Below are 21973 nucleotides of genomic sequence, written 5' to 3' on the forward strand. Positions count from 1 at the left end.
CGTAAACAGTGTGACACTAGAAGTCCTTTGAATACTCCGTGAACTTGCTCCCGAGATTTTTACTTTCAGGTAGATTCTTATTATAAATTACATGTAGTATACAGCTCAATATGTGGTGATGTGCTAGAGCGTGTTATTTCCTATGGCTACTAGGAATAGATAGTATATACTTCTTGTAATTGTTTCTTTAAATGGTTTTAACGTGATGGGGTTTTAAAAGAAGCTGCTAGAAATCAACTCTAAAGGATAAATTTGGCGTAATTCCAGCAGATATAGTGTTTACTTCTTGTAATAAAAAGTCATTGTTGTCATCGAATCTAATATTGTAAGTTCGATTTAGGGTGTTTTCCTTATCATACAAATTGAATAAAGAGAACCCGATCTTGCTTCTCCAGGTATCACTTTTAGACAACTTAAACTTATAAGAAGCAGAAAAATCTAATCGGTGATAGGTGTTTAATCTTTCGCTATTAGTTTCTTTATAATCAATGAATAGAAATCCATTATCTTCTGTAATTCCTGATGCGGGAGTATAGGGTCTGCCATTTCTAATTGTCCATCCGAGAGAGAATTCAAAATTATTCCATTGATAACTATGAATCCATGAAAGAGAATGTTGAACATCAAAATTCCCAGGAAAATAATTACCATCGTTTACATTTTCGAATTTAAAATCTTGGTTAGTGTATGAATATCCAATCCAAGTTCGATAATCCCGAATTCTTTTTTTGATTAACAAATCAATTCCAAAAACTTTGCTTTCTCCAGTTTCCAAATCTAACACCCCATTAAATCCATTAGCAAAGGATGTTAAGCCTTCGGTATCTTTATAGTATCCTTCTATATCAATATGCCAATTATTCTTGTTAATAGTAAACCCTCCTGATATTTGATCACTGCTCAGCATAGAAACAAATTCTGAATCTGCCAATAGCCAAATCTGATTATCCAGATTAAAATCGTTAGGTAAATAATTTGCAACCTGACTAATTACTTGATTTCTCCTTTCTGCAGCGATTTTAGTAATTATATCATTAAATATATTAAACTCTATATTAATTCGTGGTTCCCAATATGTTTTGTCTAGAACAGAAAAGTAATTGCTTCTGATCCCTGCACTTAGTTTGAATTTTTCGTTTAAGTTTAACTTGTATTCTCCAAATACAGCATGTGTAATATTATTATCGCTTTCATCGAATGTGAAATTATCTGCGGAATAGTCGGCATTGTATGTTACATCATTACTAGAAAAATCATAGCCTATCGAAAGACTATGTTTTGAATTGATGCTCCAATTGGTGTGAACTGATGCTCCTGCATCTCTGATGGTATTCGTTTCTATAATGTTGTTATTTAAAAAAAGGAAACCATCGCTAGAAGCCCTAACTTCACGCAGTCCGTCATAATTAAAATTATAGTTCGAAAAGTAAATATTGGCCGAATGAGAAAAGTTGTTACTCCATAGTTTTTCCCATTTTATGTTTGCTCCCTGATTTACGAACTCTAAGTTATCTTTTTGGTTCTCATCGAAAGGTTCACTAAAACCTTGTATGTTTTTAATATTTAAAGTGTAATCGAGATTATTATTGGTAAAAATAGAACTAATGGTAAGCTTGTCGTTTTGTTTGTTGTTTTTTGATAAATCTAAAATAGCTTTGAGAGTTAGGTCTGTGAAATAAAATATATTTTCGTTTTCAACAGTTTCTTGATCGAGATTTTGATTGTCAACAAAGAATCGGATACTTTGAAATGCTCTATCAGAATAACTCCTAAAAGTAGGTGTTTCAATAAGATCAGTAAAGGCTCTTCTTGCAGAAATGATAACACCTAGCCCGTCATCTACAGGAGCTTCAAAATAAGCATCGATATTAGTCATATTGATGCCAACTCCAAACCCTAAATCTTTAGGTATTTCGTTTTTTGATTCTATATCAACTACACCAGAAATTCTATTACCGTATTTAGCTTCTGTACTACTTCTGGAAAGTTTTATGTTTTCCGTTATGTAAGGGTTAAAGATAGAGAGCAGATCAAAAAAATGACCAGAACTGTACATTTTAATACCATCCCAAAGTATAAGGTTATGATCTGGTGTTCCCCCTCTTATATGAAGTCCGGAAGCGGTTTCTGTAGGACTTTGAACCCCTGGTAAAAACTGAAGTGTTTGTAAAATATCTGGTTCTACCAATCTTGGTAGAATACCTAGTTTACTGGGATCAATATTTATGGCACTATTTGCTCCTTGTCGAGATATTCCTGAAGTAACATACTCTGTAATAACAACTTCGCCTAGTTGAAAGTCATCTTCCTTCATTAAGATTTTAATGCAATCTATGTTTTCCAATTCTTTTGCTATGAAATATCTATTTTTATAGCCCAAAAATCTAATATCGATTGTATCATTTGGTTTTGCTAAGTGAAGCTGGAAGTATCCATTATCGTCAGTAGAAGTTGTTTTAGATTGATTCCGATTAACGACTAGAGCTTCTTGTAAAGGATTTTGTCTTCTATAATCTAAAAGATATCCACAAATCGTTATTCTCCCTACCTTTTTTTTCTTACGAATTACATAATATCTATCGTTAATTTTTTCGAAAAAAAGAGAGGATTGACTTTCTATTTCTTTTAGAATGTCTGAAAGTATGTTTTTAGAAGGAGTTGTAACTTGTTGTTTTTTAACAATTTCTGGGTTAAAAGAGAATTTAATACTATAAGAGTCTTCAAGATTTTTTAAAACTTCTTCTAAAGAAATTTTATCATAACTTAATGACTCTGTTTTTTGCGAAAAAGAGGGTAGGTGTAGAAGGATTAAGAGGAGAAAAAAAAATGATTTCATTTATTCTTTAACGAGAACTATGTTGTTTTCGTTGTTAAAAGTATATGAAATTTCCATAGGAACAAAGATTGTTTTTAATGCTAATTCAATATTTTGGTGACTATAGCTGCCTGTAAAACGTTTATTAAGGTCAATTTTTGCAGTATCAAATGAAATATTAAACTGATTTTCTAAGGATTGAATCACCTGATTTAGTGGTGTATTCGTAAAAGTAGTTTCACCAGATAGCCAACTTGGTAATGAGGATTTGGTGTTCCAGTTTTCTACGACAGAATTAGCAATTCTAAACGCATTTCCTTTAGTAAGTGTTGCTTCGCCAGTACTTTCTGATCCAATAGCTTTTACTTTTCCTTCATGGCAGATAACTTCAAAAAAATCTTTTCTGGTATTCATGTTAAATTGTGTTCCTAAAACTTGAACAGTACCGGAATTAGATTCTACAATAAAATTCGAACCTTTTGTTACTTTAAAAAAGGCTTCTCCTAGCAAGACCACTTTTCTACTATCAGTCCAATCAGATTTTTTATAGGATAATTTCGATTTTGAATTTAAAATTACCTCCGATCCATCTAAAAGTTGAACCGTCATTTGTTCTCCATAATTTGTAGTATAAACAGTAGAACGGTTAAAGAAAAAGAAAAGACCAATAAGAACTAGTAGCGTAGCGGCAATACTATAAATCCATTTTGGAGCGAAAGAAATTACTTTAGTGCTGTTAGTAGCATCAAGCATATTTTTCTTTATCCTTTGCAAATTTTGCTTTTTGTCATAAGCCGGAGACCCCAACATTGCTACCTTATCAACGATAACCTTGTATTTTTGATATTCCTCAGAATTTTCAAATTCCATTTTCTCCTTTGGGTCAAGGTCGTTATTGAGCCATCGAGCTAAAAATGTTTCGTCTGAATACGGATTTTGCATTTGTTTTTTTGTTCTTCGTTTATGCTTTCTTTTTAATTAACAGTCTTATGTTGAATTACCCTACATAAAATTATAAAATATCTCCTAATTTTTCTCTTAAACTTACTAGCGCATAATGTATTCTCTTCTCTATGGCTTTTACAGAAACCCCTGTCATCTCAGCTATTTCCTTGTAGGATTTTTTGTCTATTCTTGATAATAAAAAGGTCTCTCGCTGTTTTTCAGGAAGATCGTCAATGGCTTTTTTAAGTTTTGCCATAAACTCTTTTTCTTCAATTATAAACTGAGGGTCTTGATTATTCAAATCCGAATGCGGCTTTTGTTCGTATTTTAGAACAACCTTCTTGTGCGCAATATGATTTAGTAAATTGTTATTTGCAACTGTAAATAAGTAAGATTTGGCTTTATAAAAAACTACTTTCTTGCAATTTTTCCATAATTTGATAAAAGCGTCCTGTATAATGTCTTCCGCAAGACCAAGGTCACCGCATTTGTAATAAATAATATTGCGCAAGGACTCGGAACAATCGTCAAAGATTAATTCGAAATTTTTTTCATCACATACAGATTTCTTTTCCATAATAATTCTCGAAGATATTTATTTTCCGGAGATATTAAAATTTATTGTTTTAACAGTTTTATTTAGCTTCTATTGTTACACTTAAAAAACATCGTTTTTGAAATTAAATTTTATTGAATTCCTACAAAAGTTAAAGAAATAATAAATAAATTTTGTATTTAACTGGTAGTGAGGGTGTTTTAATTTATGAATTTTAAAAAAAATAGATTATGTTAGCGAAATTAAAAAAAAACAATAGAAAAAGTAGGGTTTTCTACCTTTCGATTGTTTATTATAGAAGTAACTCAACAAAATTTGTTTAAATGAAAAAAATTATTCTTGTTATTGTTGCGTGTTCGTTTTGGTTCGCGGGTACTGCACAATTTAATTCTTCGGCTCCTTGGATGAAAGAGCTTAATGCGCAAAAAAAGTCTTCCGGTGATAGTGAACCTTTAAAATTCCAAGAAATTGTAGATGCTTTTAATGAGTATTGGAAGGATAAAGATCATACTAAAAAAGGTTCTGGATATAAGCCTTTTAAAAGATGGGAGAATTTTTGGAAGGATTGTTTAAATGATGATGGAACCTTAATGAGCCCAAAACAGATTTGGGATGCTGGAATGCAAAAAAATGCATTACAAAGTAAAATGGTGGATAACAGTAATTGGGTGGCTATCGGTCCAGATGATATTATTGATAGATCTTTTTCTAGCGCTAATATTGGTCGTGTGAATACCATTATTGTAGATCCTGTTGATCCTAATAAATATTATGCAGGTACACCAGCAGGTGGTATTTGGAGATCTTTAGATGCGGGAGCGTCTTGGGTACCACTATCAGATGAATTACCTCAGATTGGGGTTTCTGCAATAGCAATTGATCCGGTTGATACTGATATTATTTACATTGGTACTGGAGATGATGATGCTAATGACACCGTTAGTGTAGGTGTTTTGAAATCAACAGATGGAGGACAAACCTGGAATACCACAGGCCTAACATTTACGGTTTCTGGAGCTAATAATATCAGTGAGATATATTTAGATCCTTCTGATAGAAATAAAGTTTTTGTTTCTAGTAGTAGAGGGTTTTATAAGTCTACAAATGGAGGAACTAATTTTGCCAGAATTTTTAATGCTGATCTTAATGATATGAAATTAAAACCTGGAAATTCTAATGTGATATACGCGGTTTCAGATTCTCAAGTTTTTAGATCCGATGATAATGGAGATTCTTTTTCAACAATTACGAGTGGATTACCACTATCTTCAACTTTGTCAAGAATGGTAATTGATGTAACTCCTGCTAATCCAAATTACGTTTATGTAATGAGTGCAGCGAATGATGCTAATTTTAGCTTTGAAGGAATTTACAAATCTACTGACAGTGGTGTGAATTTTACTAAAACGGCTTTTACAAATACAGATATTTTTGGAGCTGGTCAGGCGTGGTATGATATGGCATTAGCTGTTTCTGATACTGATGCAGATGAAATATATACTGGAGAATTGGATATCTGGAAATCTACAGATGGAGGAGATAACTTCACTCAAGTAAATAGATGGTCCGTTAGAACAGAATCTTATACACATGCAGATATACATTTCTTACGTTTTTTTAATGGAGATTTATATTGTGGTAGTGATGGTGGTATTTTTAAATCTACAAACGGAGGTAACACCTTTAGTGATCTAACACAAAAAATGCAAATTGGTCAATTTTACGAGATTGCTGTTTCTAATTCTAACGGTAAGTCTAAGAAAATGGCAGGTGGATTACAGGATAATGGAAGTTTTGGATTAACAACTGCAGGAGAATGGAATGTATATGGTGGTGGAGATGGTATGGATGCTGCTATTGATCCTAATAATGATGATAACTATTATGGTTTCATGCAGTTTGGTCAAAATTTATGGATTTCTACTAATGGAGGTCGTACTCAGACATCAAGAGTAGCAAGACCAGGAGATGTAACCAATAACACAGCAAATTGGGTTACACCACTTCGAATGAATAGTGAAAGTGAATTGTATGCAGGATACAACGCAGTTTATAGACTAGATGGAAATGCTTTTGTTCGTGTATCTCCAGATTTTACAGGTTCTTCGGATACTGGAAGACATAGAATAGACCAATTAGAAATTGATCCGTCTAATTCTGATATTATGTATGCTACCATTAACGAAACGATGTGGAAAAGTACAGATCGAGGTGTGTCATTTACAGAAATAGAATCTTTTACCTTAAGTATATCTTCTGTAACTATTCATAGTAGTAATAGTAACATAGTATACGTAACAACATCTGGAAGATCAGGCGGTGTATTTAAATCAACTGATGGTGGTCAAAATTTTACGGATATTACTGGAGATTTACCAGCTGTTCCGAAATTGGTAATTAAGCACCAAGGATTACATTCTCAAGATCCTTTGTATGTCGGTACAACAATCGGTGTGTATAGAACTGATAATACAACTCCAGGAGTTTGGGAGACATTTGATAATAATTTGCCTAACTCTCCTGTTAGAGATCTAGAAATTAATGTTAATGATGGTAATATTACAGCAGCAACTTATGGTAGAGGTGTTTGGCAGTCTCCTATTCCTGTTGAATTAGCTCAAGATGATATTCGTTTAGTTGCAATTAATTCTCCAGGTACGGAAATTAATTGTGGAGCAGTTTCGCCTTCTTTTACAGTTAAAAATAACGGTACTAATCCAATTTCTTCTATTGATATAGAGTATGTGGTTGATGGTAATTCTAATACTACTACTTGGACAGGGACTATAAATTCTAATGCAACTGCGGTAATTGATTTACCTGAATTAAATTTAGATTTAGGAGAGCATAGTATCAGTGTTGTAGCTTCGGTAGCAAATGATGCAAATGGAGGGAATAATTCTATAGACGTTAATTTTAATACTAATTCAACTTTTAATGTTTCAGAAGGTGTAAACGATTTTGAGGATGCAAGTGATGCTTTATTAACAGGTGGAGGAGTTTTATGGGAAAGAGGAGTTCCAGCAGGTGCTTTATTAAATACAGCTGCGTCTGGACAAAATGCTTATGCAACTAACCTAGATGGTAACTATCCTGATGGTATAACTAGTTATTTGATTTCTAAATGTTATGATATGACTACCGTTGGAGAAAATCCTGTTCTTAAGTTTAATATGGCTTTTGATATAGAGTTGGATTGGGACTTTATCAATGTAGAATATTCTACAGATGGTGGGGCTGCATGGAATATTCTTGGCTCAGCTAACGATCCAAACTGGTATAATAGTGATACGGCGGTTAATTTAAGCAATTGTGCTACTTGTCCTGGAGCACAATGGACTGGAACTGATGCGACTATGAAAGAGTACAGTTATGACTTATCAGCGTTTTCTGGTGAGAGTAACTTTGTTTTCAGATTTAACTTTGTGTCTGATGGAGCATTTAATAATGAAGGTGTGGTTATTGATGATGTTGTTATTGAAGGAAATACACTTAGTGTAGAAGAGGTAGAAAACAGACCGGCACTAAGCTTGTTCCCAAATCCTTCAAGTGGTATTTTTAATATACAATGGAGAAACGCTGCTAATGTTTCTTATACCGTTTCTGATTTAACAGGAAAGGTAATTGCATCTCAAAAAGGATTAATTTCTTCTGAAAATGCAGCTCAAATTAATTTATCTAATTACGCAAGAGGAATGTATTTCCTTAATGTAAACTTAGATGGTGTAGAAGAAACAAAAAAGCTTATTAAAAACTAAAGGTTTCACTTATTAATAGGTTATTATTATCATCTGTTAATAAAAAATAACTTTAATATAAAGAAGGCTGTCAGCAATTTATTGCGGACAGCCTTCTTCGTTTTATCTGTCATCACTATTTAAAAAAGATGGATCTAACGATCAGTTTTCGTTTAATAAACAAAGATATTCCAAAGAGAATATAGAATACACTTTTGAAAGTATACCAAAAAGTAAACTGATAAAAAGCTCCTGAAGGAACACCACTTGGTTTTATAATGATGAGTGTGTGTAATACTATCCTTAGTAATCCATAACCAATTAGTAATATGCTCCAATATTTAATTAGTTTTGGAGTGTTTTTTTTCTTTTTAAATAAATAAAAAAAGGGAGATGTTAGTATTATCATTATCAAAAAAGGGTAGAATATACCTGCTAATAGATATTCAATACTTTTAATGATAAAGGGAATAAAACTTACAATTAATAAGATTTCATATAGCTTGTTGGGTAATGTTTGTCTTTCAGGTCTCATTGTGCTAGTTTTTTAAAAATTTTGAAAACGAAGTTTGTGGAGGATAATAGGTACTCAAAATTGATAGTTTCATAAGTGTCTTTGGGAGTGTGAATAAAAGGTGTTGTATCTCTTTTAGCATATTCTTCAGAAATTCCAACAGTGTTAAAACCCTCATCAATAAATGATTTATGATCAGAAGAGCTTACTGTAGTGCTGTATATGGGAATGTGGTATTTCTTAGCATTGCTTTCATATAGATTTTTAAGCTTCTTAGAGGGTAGCTCTATTTCAATTCCATAATTTTGATCCTTGTCCCATCCCATCATATCTATAGTGTGTACAGAATGTATCTTTCTATTCATTTTTTTTAGCATTTTTGCGTAAGCTTTACTGCCGACTTCTCCATCCTCCTCTTGATCGAACAAAACGATAAGAAAATTGATGTTTCTTTTCTTTAGTTTTGCGAGTTTATAGGCAATGGCTAAGCTTAAGGCTACTCCTGTAGCATTATCAATAGCGCCAGGACAATTACGTTCAGAATCATAGTGTCCTCCAAATAGTAGGTATTCATTGCTATCTGTAGTAGCAGGTAATATCGCTGCAACGTTAATTCCCTGTACGGGTGGTAAACATAAATCAAGTAATGGATTTCCGTTTGAGGTGCGGTAATAATGATTTTCAAGTTGCCAGCCTATTGAAGATAAATAATCAGATAGATAATTTGCGGTAATATCACGCTCTTTGGGTGATGCCCTTTGGTTTAAATAGGTTTTGTATTTAATAGGAGTCTTTCCTGTTAATTTTTGTAAGATTTCCATTTGCATTGAGGTGATCTCTTTCTCAGGTGCTAGTTGATTTTGAGAATTAGATAAAAAAGGAGTTAATAGTAGACCAATGATACTGAGTTTTTTTAATAAATTATTCATTTACATTTGTTTAAGTGTTTTTCAAATCTATAGGTAATCATTCCTTTGAGCTAAATTTTATGATCAATATAGATGTGTATACTGCACACTATATAAATTTATGGGTGCAGATGTATCTATGTGTTTTTGTAGCGCATTGGTCATTGTTTTAATAGTGTTTATCCATTAAATTAGTTGAGATCATCAAAAAGAAATACATTTGGATTATGTCTAAGCGTTATAGAGAATATTTTCATGTCATACTTCTTGGAACTATTATTCTCATTTCTGTCATTGGAATGGTTCGATTCAAAAGGCTTGAAGAACTTTCAGGATTACCAATTCATGATTATTATTTTTATGTATTTCAACTTATCTTTTTGCTTACTATTGGATACATTGTAATACGTTGGTTTTTCAATTTGTGGAAACAATATCAAACACTTAAAAATGATAAGAATAAGGCTGAATTAATGCTATTAAAAAGTAAGGTGGATCCTCATTTTTTCTTTAACACGTTGAATAATCTATACGGTCTCGCGATAGAGAAATCGGAGAAGGCTCCTGATGTAATCTTAAAACTTTCGGAAATAATGCGTTATACTATTTACCAAGGAGCGGAAGATGTGGTGTCTATACAACAAGAAGTAACGTATTTAGAACAATATATTGAGATTCACTTGTTAAGATATAAAAAAGAGGTAGCTATTTCTTTTAAAAAGGATATAGATGATTATCATCTAAAGATAGCTCCATTGTTGCTTATCATGCTGCTAGAAAACGCTATTAAGCATGGTGTGGAAAGTATGATTACAAATGCATATGTTAAAATAAATTTGAGTGTAAAAAGTAGTACGTTGTCTTTTGAAATAGAAAATAATTTTAAGTCAAATACTAAAAATGAGAATAAAGAGGGTATAGGTTTGAAAAACTTAAAGAAAAGACTTCAGTTGTTATATCATAAAAAACATCAATTAACACTTAGCAGGGATCATGATGTTTTTAAAGCAAATCTAGAGATAAAGTTATGATTAGGTATGTGATTTTGGATGATGAGCCTATCGCACATCGGATTATTGAAGGTTTTGCAGATAAACTCCCAATGTTGCATAAGGTTGGAAATGCATATAACGCATTCGAAGCACTTTCTCTTTTAAAAGAAAGTAAAACAGATCTATTGTTTTTGGATATTAATATGCCAGAGTTAAGCGGCTTCGAGTTTTTAAAAACGCTTTCTCTCCCTCCAAAAATAATTGTTACCTCTGCTTATAAAGAATTTGCACTAGAAGGATACGAGTTGGACGTAATGGATTATTTGTTAAAACCTTTTGCATTTGAACGATTTCTAAAAGCTGTTAATAAAGTGATTCTTTTAGAAAAAAATGAAATACCGTTAGAAGGCTCGGAAAGGAATCAGTATATATTTATTAAATCAGGTAAGAAACAAATTAGAATATCTTTAGATGATATTCTTTTTATCGAAGCTGCTGGCAACTACTGTAAAGTATTTCTGGAAAATCAAATGATTCTTACCTTATATAAAATATCAACCTTCGAAAAAGAGTTACCCTACAATTTTTTGAGAATACATCATTCATTTATCATATCAAAAGAAAAGATCCAAATTATAGAGGGCAATCAAATTAAAATAGGTGATCATAGCATTCCTATTGGACAAACCTATAGAAGTACTGTGAATAAAATGTTGTCGAGATAAGAGGAAAGCTTTCTAGAGCTTAAAAAAAATATAAAAGAGGCTGCATAGTACAGCCTCTAGTAAGTTTGGAAATTATGTTAATTCAAGGTGGCAATAGGCGCAGTATGTCCTCCTTTACTTACGGATCCATCAGTAGCAGTACTATTACCTCTTAATAGTAGTATTCCAGCTACATGTGGTGAGGCCATAGAAGTACCTGAGATTCTATTAAACTGTCCGTTTAACCAAGTTGACCAAACATCTGTTCCTGGAGCCCAACGATCAACACTTCTTCCGAAGTTTGAACCAGAGGCAGGAGCATCTGTATTAGTCATATTACCTACAACCCAAGTATTAGGGGTTTGTAATAATTTTGGAGAATAAAATTGAGTGTCGTCATTGCTATTACCTGCAGATGTAGCTCCATAAGTGGTACGCTCTAAGTTTCTGAATGCATCATCTATTGCTTGCGAGGTAAATCGACTATTGAAACCTACACTAAAATTCCAGGTTTCACCGGTATTTGCGTTATCCGCAACATAATCTACTCCTTGAATCAGACCGTCAACAGTACCATTTCCATCGGCATCTAGAACTCTAACGGCAACTACGGTTGCGCCGTATGCCACACCAATAACTCCAGAGCCGTTGTTTCTGGCAGCAACTGTTCCTGCTACATGTGTTCCATGTCCGTCTTCATCTACCCAAGATCCACCAACAAAACTTATGCTTTGATTAGTATCTATAGTTAAATCGCTATGAGGGGCAATACCGCTATCTATTATCCAACAAGTTTTTCCGACACCATTTCCTCTACCTACTCGATTTATACCCCATGGTAAAAACTCTCCATTACTTAGCTGTGAGTCATTGGTTACAGCTTTGTTTTGTACCGTAGGAGGAAGACTGCTTACCGGTTTACCAGATTTAAAATTTGCTTTTAGTATATAATTCGGTTCTACATAGGCAACTGCAGGATCTTCTCTAAGTGATGTTGCCTGTTCTGCAGATAGATTTCTAGCAGTAAAACCTTGTATTGCTTTGGAGTAAGTGTTTTTGATATTCTTAATCGAAATTCCCTGTCGGGATAGGATTTTGTTGGATTTATTTTCTATTTCTGCACTTTTACCAGAAATGGATTGATCCTGATGATATACTATAATATATTCACCAGGTATGGCCTGATTAGCTCCTATATCATTTACGATATCTATTTCAGATGCTGTATCGTTAAAGGTTTCTTCATTCTTTTCACAACTATAAAATAGAAATGAAAAAACGGTAATTGTGCTTAAAATTCTAAATCTAATCTTCATGATTTTGAGTTTTGTGTTAAGGTTTAATTTAAGAGTATGATGAGCGATTAGTTTACGTGCTCATCTCTATTATAAACGTTCGAAAAATGAAAATCCCTAAAAAGGAATTGATGTATTGTATAAGCGGAATATTCCGCTGTATAAAACGTTGAAAACACTAAATAAACAACAGAAATAAATTGAACGATTTTAACAAAAGAAGAGTTAATTCTTAGTGTTTTTTGTGAATTAATACGATTGTTGTAATGAAAATAAGAATTGTGTTGATAAAATTTTAATGGGTAGGAATAGGCTAAATTTTAGAAAAAAAGTCATGCTTCTTTACTGTTGTATTTACTTTGTATATATCTATAATTTGTTTCCTGCTCTCTATTTGGTTTGTTACCAAAAAATACCTTGAATCCTTATTATCCGAGTGTCATAAAACTATTTTTTTGTTTGTACTCGGATTCTTGAACGAGTTCAAATCTTATACAAACAAAAAAGCTCACCATTTGGTGAGCTTTTCATTCTTAAGTGACCTCGGCAGGATTCAAACCTGCAACCTCTTGAGCCGTAATCAAGTGCACTATTCAGTTATGCTACGAGGCCTTTTTTGCGGGTGCAAATATATGTGAAAATTATAAATTAAAAAACTATTTTAAAATTTCTTTTTTAAAATTTTCAGTGATTTTATAAGCTTCTTGAAGATTATCATCCTTTACTAAAAGCTCACTCGAATTTTGAAAAGTTCCAAAGCCTGCTAATCTTGCAGATTCATCATGATTTTTAATGATGGTAGCAATGCCTGCCTCATCAAGTAAAAAAGCTAACCTGTTTGCAAGTATTGATGTTCCGATATATAATTTTACGTATGTTCCCATAATGCGATATTTTTAAATATTTTTTAAGTGGGATGCATTATACATCCCATTCTTAAATTCTACTCTTTAGATGTTTTTTGAGACATCATTTTTTTTGCTAAGTCCGCACCAATTAGTGATTGTAATAGGTTGGTGTCTTTTCCTGATTTTCCTCCATCCTGAATATAAATTTCAGGTAGTTTTAGATCCTTTAATTGCTTGGCAACGTTTACAGAGGTTTTAAATTCCCATTCAGCTCGCTCCTGTGGTGTAAGACCAGCATTTACCAGCTTTGCATTCTCATAAGACTGTGCGTCTGCCATTGTTTTCTGAGTTTTTGCTTTAAACTGTGCTACTTCATAGTTTTTTCGCTCTTCTATAAGATTGAATTCTGCCACCTTAGCTTTTGTTTCTGCTTCGATGGTTTTTTGAATTTGCTCTTTTTCTAAGCGAGCTCTTTCTGCAGCTTTCTCAGCTTCTCCACGAGCAATCTCCTTTTGAGCTCTATAGAATTCGCGTTCTGCCTGCTGTTTTTCTAATTGTGTCTGTGCTACTTCTTCTTTCTGTAACTGAAGACGTTTGTCAAACTCAGGCTCCCAGTCGATTTCAGTGACAACTGCTTGTACCACCGTTAAACCATATCCTCTTAATGAGTTGCCTTTCTCGCGAACAGGCTCTCCATTATGATATTTTATACGAAATCTCTTTTGTTTCGATTCTTTATTAGGAATAGTTCTTACTGTAGTACTATCACCAATAGTTTCTCTGGTTTCTGTAGCAATAAACTCTTCCAAAACATACATTCCGTTTTCTAGCTGATCTTTGAAATACCGATCAAAATCAGATGCTTGTCCAGATATATAATCTTGTGCATCCATAAGTTTACAAGTATTCTTAATAGACTGATCTATGTTAGGGATAATTCTGGATCTGATTAAGTTTTTCTCCGTTTTGTTACGATCTGCCACAGATAAAAATTGATCTTCATCTGCAGTGTTGATACTAATCACTACCGAAGTAGCGATTCTCGCTTTTACCGCATCGCTAAATGCCCAATATTTTGCTTTGTCTACATTAGCGTATTTGCTTTGCTCGCCCAACTCATTTTTCTTGTTAGGGATAACGTATTTAATAGGTAATTCAAACTGTATAGGGATTAATCTTCCCCACATTTTGGTATTGATTCCCTGGTTAACTACTGCTTTCTGGCTTCCCCAAGGGTATTGTACTGCATACGCTGTTCCCGGTTCTGCATAAAAGAACATCCCAGAGATGACACTCATACATAACCCTATAAGGATCATGGCAATGTTTCTTTGTCTAGTGAACTTGTGTAATAATTTTGATTCTTTGAAAAATGGTTTGATGATGAAAATGGTAACTCCAATAATAACCATTATGATTCCTAAATATGTAAGCATAGCAATGACTTTTTAAAATGTTAGTTATTTATAATTAATCAAAAAGAAAGACTATGTTTTACATGATTTCTAGGTTTTAAATTGAAAATAATTGTTATCGTATTGTTGTACTTTTTTAAAATATAGTACTAGAAGTTTATAAAAAAATATTTTGGAAGAAATCTATGAAAGTGAATATTTTTTGTAATCTAAAAGATGATTCATGTTTTATTATGTAATTATATACTCTTTAATATTGTTATAAAATATAACTTAAAAAGAATTTTTTATAAGTAATTGTAAGAATTGAAGGCTATTTTTTGAGATGGTTTTATAATCCAAGAGGCTTTTGATAATTTTTGAGGCTCTTTTTTCGATTTTCATTATTTTGCAACTATGAACATAAAAGAACTGATAAGAGATATTCCTGACTTTCCTAAACCAGGAATTATATTTAAAGATATTACTCCTTTACTAGCTAATTCTGAAGCTTTGGTATATGTAGCAGATCAACTTGCGGAGTTAGTTCCCAGTGAAATTAAAGTAGATAAGGTAATTGGTATTGAAGCTAGAGGCTTTATTCTAGGAAGTATGATTGCGCAACGTTTAGGTGCTGGATTTGTTCCAGTTCGCAAACAAGGTAAATTGCCATCAGACACTTATAGCAAGAGTTATGGGTTAGAATATGGAGAAGATGTTTTAGAAATCCATCAGGATGCTATAAAAAAAGGAGAACGTATACTAATTCATGATGATGTGTTGGCAACTGGAGGAACGGCAAAAGCCGTTTGTGAATTGGTAGAACAACTAGGAGGCGAAGTTGTGCAGTGTAATTTTATTATGGAATTAAGCTTTCTAAATGGAAAAGATAAACTTGATTATCCTATAGCTTCTGTATTACAATATTAGCAGAAGGGACAAATAAAAAGCGTCTTTACCGCGGTAAAGACGCTTTTTATTTTTGTATTATTCTCTAAAAAATTATTTTTTGGTAATCGCAATGATGGCGCCATCTTTTGCTTTATCTCCATATAGGCTAATGGCAATATTAGATTTTAAGAAATCTACTTCTTCTAACTTATCGGCTTTGGCTAATTCATCCAACGTTTTGAAGTCTGCTTCTTTTCCATCTATAATGATTAATTTTTCGATATCTGGATCATCTACAAAGCTGTACTTCTTAGATTTTCCAAAATTCGCAGGGAACTGCTGGTTGTTAAAGAATATATTCCCATCTTCATCTTCATTAAAATCAAAAGAATTCATGATTTGATCTTTTAATTTCCCAATGTTAAAATGTTTTCCATTGAAGAATATTGAATCCCCTTCCTGGTCAAAATCAAAATTGAATCTGAAATTCTGGTTTTTTAAAATGCTGTCTAGGTCAATAGTTTGATGATTAAAACCAATTTGATTTCTCCATGAGTTGATATCAAACATTCCGGAATTGGTGATATATAGATTACCATTTTTATATCCAAGTTCTACATCAGATATGGGTTCTGATGATGAGGAAGAATATTTACTTTTCGCATTTCCCTTTTTTAAAACGATGCTTAAGCTAGTGATTTCATTTTGTTCATTAAACTGTATCTTTTCGATAATTAGCTCAATACCGCTTTCAGAAAAAAAGTCCTTTAGGTCTTCTAACTCCTTTTCTGTGGTGTCTTTATTAATTGTTGCAATAATCTCATTAGGTTGCAAAGTATATTGAGCGGAGTCTGTAGGTAGTTTGGATGTAAATGCTGTTAAGGAAAGTATACCTAGTATACCCATTCCTAAAAAGATCCATTTTTTCATACTAAATATTATTTTTCGGGTTTCGATTTTTAATTGAAATGAATTCGATTATAAATACGAAAACGGAATAAAGATGTTGCAAAAAAGATCTATTGTAGCAGTGTAAATTTCTGAAAGTAAGATTTATAAAGCTCTTTTTGTGACATATAATCTCCACCCAAAAATAAGTAGCTGAAGTTTAGAGGCTTTACTTAAATCTAATCTTCTTTTTGTAAAGCTAGGGAGTAATATTTTGTTTACTCTAGCTAAAAAAATAAAGAATGGTTTGGTCATATCAGTAAATCATAAGGTATGAAGAAAATCTTTCAGATATAAAAATATAAAAATAGAGAAATAGATAATTAAAAAAACTCACTTGATTTTAAGTGAGTTTTAATATCTACTGTATGATGGACGTATTACTTAGTTAGGATTTCAACTACACCATTTTCAGCTTCAACACCGAATTTTTTTAGTGCTTTTTCGCCTTTATAGACGTTTACAGACTTAATTTTGTTTTTGTTTATACTACCAAGCATACTCTGATCTGCTTTTTTTCCGTTAATGAATATTAACGGTTTTTTACCATCTTCAGTGGAGCCAAATCGAATATCCTCATTATCTATATGAATGTCTAAACCAGTTTCTTTTTTATAGTTCTTTTTGGCATATTTCTTAGTGGTAATCTGAATAACTCCATCTTCTGCTTTTTTTCCGTATTTTTCAATGCCTTTTTTACCTTTAAGTACTTCTATTGTTGCGATATCATCTGATTTTAGTTTTTTGACATCTTTTTGACTAGCTTTTTTACCATCTATATAATAAAGAGGTTTCTTTTTAGAATTGCCATCAAACTTAAAGGTGGTTTCATGACTGTCAGAATGGAAACGAATACCGTCTTCATCATCATTACTTTTGATTATGAAACTATTTTCACCTTTCTTTTTGGATAGTTTGTGTTTAGATTCTTCATTAATAATGAAATAGCTTTGTCCTTCATCATCCGATTGTATTTCTATACTTTGAACATCAACATGTCTGCTTTTGCCGTCTTTGCTGATCCAAATATTCTTGTTTCCTGACTGACCGATATTGATCTTTTCTTCCTTACTGTCGTAGGATAATACCAAAGGATTGATGGGCTTGTCATCAGACACGGAAAAATTAGCATTACTTTTACTAGAGGTTACTTCTATGCTGATGCTTGTGATTTCGTTACCACTATTTCTTTCGATATCGCTAAAACTTACTTTTACGTCGTACTCGTTTTTTAAAATACGCTTTACTCGCTCTAGTTCTTCTTTTGTAGATGTTTTGTTAATAACAAACTCGATAGTGTTTTTCTTTTTGATTTTGGAAACCTGCGATTCGACGATCTTGTTTTTCTGTGAATTAATTTTTGGTTTTTCAGTTTTCTGAACAGCACCTATTTTTTGTTTAGTAGGAAGATTTTTAGTAGGATACCTGTTTTCTGATGAAATTGCAACCTCTTCCTTTTTTGGGGATTCTAGTTCATTTTCTTTTTTAGTGATATTGGATACCGAAGAGATTTTGTCGTTAGAAGTAATTACTTCTTCAGGAATATCGGCCTGATCGATATATCGTATTTCAGTTTTGGTATTAAAACTCCATAAAAATAAACTTAGCAATGGAAGGATGATAGTGGCTTTCCATAGATTCCTGTGATTTGACTCTTTTTTGTTTAACATAACGATTCGTTTTTTGATTAATGATTGATAAAAATTATTTGTGATTGATGAATAATTATTTGCTGATACTTTGACTAATGTTAGTTGATAATCCTTTATAGAAGAAAGGTCTCTAGTAGCTTCCTGATCGGCTATAAACTCCAGATTTTGTTGTAAACTTTTTTTATATAACCATGAAAGAGGGTTCATCCATTGGAATATTACAAATAAATTGATAAGTAAGATATCAACGCTATGGTATTGTGCGGCATGGATTTTTTCATGTTTCAAGATCATTTCTAATTCTTTAGAATCATGTAGTAAGGGATTGAAAATAATGTATTTGAAAAATGAAAAGGGTGCAATATCTTCTTTGGTTTTTACAAAAGAAAACCCCTCATCTTGACAATTATGGCTTTTATTTAAAATTTTGCGCAATGAAAAAAGTTGAATTGCAAAACGAACTAATAGTATTGATGTAGTTACCAGATAGATACTTAAAAGAACGGACCACCAATCGATAATTGAAGATGTTGCTACAACTTGTGTAGGAGTATCAGTACCATATTCAATAAAATGAAAATTGGGTTGCTCTATAAATTTTATTTGGGTAAACTCTAAGAAGGGTAATAAGATTGCTCCAAGTACTCCTGCTATCAAAAAATGTCTATTTGCAGAAAAGAAAGTGTCTTTTCTCAGTAGAAAGAAATAGACAGCGTAGAACAATGAAAGTATGATACTCGATTTAAGTAAATATAATAGAAACGCCTCCATAGCTTTATTTTTTTTGTTCAATTACATTTAAAATCTCTCTTAGTTCTTCTGCAGTGATTTTTTCTTCTTTGGCAAAAAAGGAAACCATGTTTTTGTAAGAGTTGTTGAAGTACTGAGTCATTGCTTTACCTACAAAATTGTTTCTATAAGCTTCTTTAGTTATGACTGGATAGTATTGATGTGTTTTTCCAAAAGCTTTATGATCGATATATCCTTTTTCTTCAAGATTTCGAATGATCGTAGAAACTGTGTTATAATGCACTGTGTTGTTTAATTCAGCTTGTACTTCTTTTGCAAATGCTTTTTCTAGCTTCCATAAAGCTTGCATAATTTCTTCCTCTTTATTGGTGAGTTTTTCCATAGTCTCATTTATTTGAGTTCAAATATATAACTACAAATCTAGTTTCACAACTATTTTTATAGTTATTTAACTATTTTTATAGTTTTTAATTGATTTCAAGGTGTTTGATTTGTTAAAAAAAGGCTGTAACATTTACTAGATATGATATACTTATTCTATATTCGCAATCAAATTAATAGCATATGATTCAGAGTATACTTTTTGTGGTAATTGGTTTTGTTTTACTCGTGGTAGGAGGAGAGTATTTAGTGCGTTCTTCAGTAGCATTATCGTTTCGATTAAAGTTGTCGAAGATGGTTATCGGGCTTACTGTGGTATCGTTTGCTACTTCTGCACCTGAGTTATTGGTGAGTTTGCAAGCTGCATTGGGTGGATCGGCTGACCTTTCATTAAGTAATGTAATTGGATCTAATATTGCTAATATCGGTTTGGTTTTAGGGATAACTGCATTAATTGGTCCTTTGGCAATTGATAAAGACTTTTATAAGTTTAATTGGCCAGTTATGGTGTTATTGTCTTTAGTATTGTATGTTTTTCTTGACAATGATGGTGTACTTACTAGAATAGAAGGTGGTGTTTTATTGGGTTCTTTGTTGGTATATATGTTTTTGTTGATAAAAAGAGCGAGAAAGCAGGCCGATAGCTCCGTTGAAGATGTGGACGATTCTTTAGAAAGTGTATCTAATTTTAAAATGATACTTTGGTTGTTGATAGGTGGTGTTGCTTTGTATTTTGGTTCTGAATTGTTAGTAGAAGGAGCAAAGGATATTGCTACCAGAATGGGAGTGAGTGAGGCGGTTATTGGACTTACTATGGTAGCTGTTGGAACTAGTGTGCCGGAATTGGCAGCATCTGTGATTGCCGCATTAAAACAGGAAAAAGCAATCTCATTAGGAAATCTTATTGGGTCCAATATTTTTAATATTGCTTCGGTATTAGGAGTGACTTCTTTAATCCAACCTATTTCTGTTACGGATACTCGGTTGATGAATATTGATATTTTTTGGATGTTAGGTTTTGCTATGATATTATTACCGTTAGCTTTTATTCCAAAAAAAATGGTCCTCGGTAGGCCTAAAGGATTCTTAATTTTTGCAGGCTACTGTATTTTTATAGCCTTGGTTTTTATAGGTTAGTTTCAAAAATAAACATCGTATTAGTAAAGTTTGCTTTTAATAAGTTTCCTATAGTTTTGTTTAGTTGTTATTGCAAGTTAATCATGGACGTACAGTCTTATTTTGCTTGTGTATAATGTTTCTTTTGTATTGACTTTTTAAAAGGTAAAGAAGTTAATAAGGAAGAAAACCAGCTTTCTTTGTTTTGGATCGCATTTAATGTTATATATAAATAAAAAAAACAGCCTTCAATTACGAAGGCTGTTTTTGCGTTTAACAACTTTAGTTAGTTACTATCTTTATGTTATGCTGTAACTGGTATTTCAGCAGTTTTTACAGTCTTAACAATTCTTGCAGCAATTTTGTATGGGTCTCCATTAGAAGCTGGACGACGATCTTCTAACCAACCTTTCCATCCTTTTTCTACAGTAATGATAGGGATTCTAATAGACGCTCCTCTGTCGGATACTCCATAAGAGAATTCATGTATCGACTGTGTTTCGTGTTCTCCAGTAAGTCTTTGGTCATTAAACTCTCCATAAACTGCGATATGCTCTGCGGTTACAGGTCTGAATGCTTCACAAATTGCTTCGTAAACCTCTTTAGAACCACAAGTTCTTAAAATCTCGTTAGAGAAGTTTGCGTGCATACCAGAACCGTTCCAGTCACCTTTGATTGGTTTTGGGTGGTACTCAATGTAGTATCCATATTTTTCCGTTAATCTGTCTAGTAAGTATCTAGCTATCCAGATTTCATCTCCTGCTTTCTTAGCTCCTTTAGAGAATAACTGAAATTCCCACTGTCCACTTGCAACCTCTTGGTTAATACCTTCGAAGTTAAGACCTGCATCGATACATAAGTCAGCATGCTCTTCTACGAAATCTCTTCCGTGAGTATTTTTTCCTCCTACAGAACAATAGTACATTCCCTGAGGGCCTGGATATCCACCTACAGGAAACCCTAAAGGTAACTGAGTAGTTTTATCCATAATAAAGTATTCTTGTTCGAAACCAAACCAGAAATCATTATCATCATCATCAATAGTCGCTCTTGCATTTGATTCGTGAGGTGTTCCGTCAGCGTTTAAAACCTCAGTCATTACTAAATATCCATTTCTTCTTGTTGGATCAGGATAAATAGCAACAGGCTTTAATAAACAATCAGAAGATCCTCCTTCTGCTTGCTTTGTAGAACTACCATCAAATGACCAAGTTGGGCAATCTTCTAACTTCCCACTAAAATCTTCTTCAATTTTTGTTTTACTTCTTAGATTAGCAGTTGGTTTATAACCATCTAACCAAATGTATTCTAATTTAGCTTTACTCATAATTAACACTTTATAAATTGAACTCTTAAAGGTTTCAAAATTAGTTTTATTTTGTGATAACGGAAAAAAAATAGGGGGTCAAATGTATTTTTTTTATTAATTTTTATCAACACCCTACTTTTTTATAGGGTATTTTAGTTTTATTTTAATTTTTATGGAGCATTTTTTTGATTTTAGCAATGAAAACTTCCTTTATATTT

17 protein-coding genes and 1 tRNA gene are annotated in these 21973 nt (G+C 32.5%); 5 read left to right on the forward strand and 13 right to left on the reverse strand.

The window, feature by feature from the left end:
• Positions 1–226: 226 nt before the first annotated feature.
• From ACWNT5_RS07875 to ACWNT5_RS07885, 3 genes are all read right to left on the reverse strand, one after another.
• Positions 227–2836 carry a TonB-dependent receptor gene (locus ACWNT5_RS07875; protein WP_456517039.1) on the reverse strand — a complete coding sequence of 870 codons (2610 nt, stop codon included), beginning with the start codon at positions 2834–2836 and terminating at the stop codon, positions 227–229.
• Positions 2837–3757, reverse strand: a complete 921-nt coding sequence (locus ACWNT5_RS07880; RefSeq protein WP_456517040.1) for a FecR family protein — start codon at positions 3755–3757, stop codon at positions 2837–2839.
• 70 nt (positions 3758–3827) lie between these two features.
• Positions 3828–4337, reverse strand: coding sequence for an RNA polymerase sigma factor (locus ACWNT5_RS07885; RefSeq protein WP_299608237.1), 510 nt, complete (start codon positions 4335–4337; stop codon positions 3828–3830).
• A gap of 302 nt (positions 4338–4639) precedes the next feature.
• Here ACWNT5_RS07885 and ACWNT5_RS07890 point away from each other — a divergent pair, with 302 nt between their 5' ends.
• Positions 4640–8074, forward strand: a complete 3435-nt coding sequence (locus ACWNT5_RS07890; protein ID WP_456517041.1) for a T9SS type A sorting domain-containing protein — start codon at positions 4640–4642, stop codon at positions 8072–8074.
• Positions 8075–8584: 510 nt separating this feature from the next.
• Here ACWNT5_RS07890 and ACWNT5_RS07895 read toward each other — a convergent pair.
• Positions 8585–9496 carry a M28 family metallopeptidase gene (locus ACWNT5_RS07895; protein ID WP_456517042.1) on the reverse strand — a complete coding sequence of 304 codons (912 nt, stop codon included), beginning with the start codon at positions 9494–9496 and terminating at the stop codon, positions 8585–8587.
• A gap of 206 nt (positions 9497–9702) precedes the next feature.
• Here ACWNT5_RS07895 and ACWNT5_RS07900 point away from each other — a divergent pair, with 206 nt between their 5' ends.
• Both ACWNT5_RS07900 and ACWNT5_RS07905 read left to right on the forward strand, forming a co-directional pair.
• Positions 9703–10506, forward strand: a complete 804-nt coding sequence (locus ACWNT5_RS07900; RefSeq protein ID WP_456517043.1) for a sensor histidine kinase — start codon at positions 9703–9705, stop codon at positions 10504–10506.
• Complete coding sequence (locus tag ACWNT5_RS07905; protein WP_456517044.1) at positions 10503–11192, forward strand: LytR/AlgR family response regulator transcription factor; 690 nt, start codon at positions 10503–10505, stop codon at positions 11190–11192. The genes ACWNT5_RS07900 and ACWNT5_RS07905 overlap by 4 nt, the downstream gene beginning before the upstream one ends.
• A 77-nt stretch (positions 11193–11269) precedes the next feature.
• Here the strand turns inward: ACWNT5_RS07905 and ACWNT5_RS07910 are convergent, their stop codons facing one another.
• From ACWNT5_RS07910 to ACWNT5_RS07925, 4 genes are all read right to left on the reverse strand, one after another.
• Entirely contained in the window at positions 11270–12487 is a 1218-nt protein-coding gene (locus tag ACWNT5_RS07910) for a S8 family peptidase (RefSeq protein WP_456517045.1), read from the reverse strand.
• Positions 12488–13004: 517 nt separating this feature from the next.
• A tRNA-Arg gene (locus ACWNT5_RS07915) sits at positions 13005–13078 on the reverse strand.
• 44 nt (positions 13079–13122) lie between these two features.
• Entirely contained in the window at positions 13123–13350 is a 228-nt protein-coding gene (locus ACWNT5_RS07920) for a putative signal transducing protein (RefSeq protein WP_299608194.1), read from the reverse strand.
• Between the two features lie 59 nt (positions 13351–13409).
• Positions 13410–14750 carry an SPFH domain-containing protein gene (locus tag ACWNT5_RS07925; RefSeq protein WP_299608192.1) on the reverse strand — a complete coding sequence of 447 codons (1341 nt, stop codon included), beginning with the start codon at positions 14748–14750 and terminating at the stop codon, positions 13410–13412.
• Positions 14751–15125: 375 nt separating this feature from the next.
• On the opposite strand from ACWNT5_RS07925, the gene ACWNT5_RS07930 reads away from it, so the two are divergent.
• Positions 15126–15638, forward strand: coding sequence for an adenine phosphoribosyltransferase (locus ACWNT5_RS07930; protein ID WP_299608190.1), 513 nt, complete (start codon positions 15126–15128; stop codon positions 15636–15638).
• 72 nt (positions 15639–15710) lie between these two features.
• Here ACWNT5_RS07930 and ACWNT5_RS07935 read toward each other — a convergent pair whose 3' ends face one another.
• The 4 genes from ACWNT5_RS07935 to ACWNT5_RS07950 all read right to left on the reverse strand — a co-directional run bounded on the left by ACWNT5_RS07935 (position 15711) and on the right by ACWNT5_RS07950 (position 19331).
• The gene (locus ACWNT5_RS07935) at positions 15711–16529 is read right to left on the reverse strand and encodes a hypothetical protein (RefSeq protein ID WP_299608188.1); all 819 of its coding nucleotides are present in this window, start codon (positions 16527–16529) and stop codon (positions 15711–15713) included.
• A 123-nt stretch (positions 16530–16652) separates the two neighbouring features.
• Positions 16653–16802, reverse strand: coding sequence for an SsrA-binding protein (locus ACWNT5_RS07940; RefSeq protein WP_299608186.1), 150 nt, complete (start codon positions 16800–16802; stop codon positions 16653–16655).
• Between the two features lie 125 nt (positions 16803–16927).
• Positions 16928–18970: a M56 family metallopeptidase gene (locus tag ACWNT5_RS07945; RefSeq protein WP_456517046.1), complete on the reverse strand. Its 2043-nt coding sequence runs from the start codon at positions 18968–18970 to the stop codon at positions 16928–16930.
• A gap of 4 nt (positions 18971–18974) precedes the next feature.
• Entirely contained in the window at positions 18975–19331 is a 357-nt protein-coding gene (locus ACWNT5_RS07950) for a BlaI/MecI/CopY family transcriptional regulator (RefSeq protein ID WP_299900773.1), read from the reverse strand.
• Positions 19332–19513: 182 nt separating this feature from the next.
• Here ACWNT5_RS07950 and ACWNT5_RS07955 point away from each other — a divergent pair, with 182 nt between their 5' ends.
• Positions 19514–20467, forward strand: a complete 954-nt coding sequence (locus ACWNT5_RS07955; RefSeq protein ID WP_299608171.1) for a calcium/sodium antiporter — start codon at positions 19514–19516, stop codon at positions 20465–20467.
• Positions 20468–20750: 283 nt separating this feature from the next.
• On the opposite strand, the gene ACWNT5_RS07960 is transcribed toward ACWNT5_RS07955, so the two are convergent.
• Complete coding sequence (locus ACWNT5_RS07960; protein WP_456517047.1) at positions 20751–21773, reverse strand: glutamine synthetase beta-grasp domain-containing protein; 1023 nt, start codon at positions 21771–21773, stop codon at positions 20751–20753.
• Positions 21774–21973: the final 200 nt, after the last annotated feature.

It is taken from the genome of Aquimarina sp. 433, from assembly GCF_054054605.1.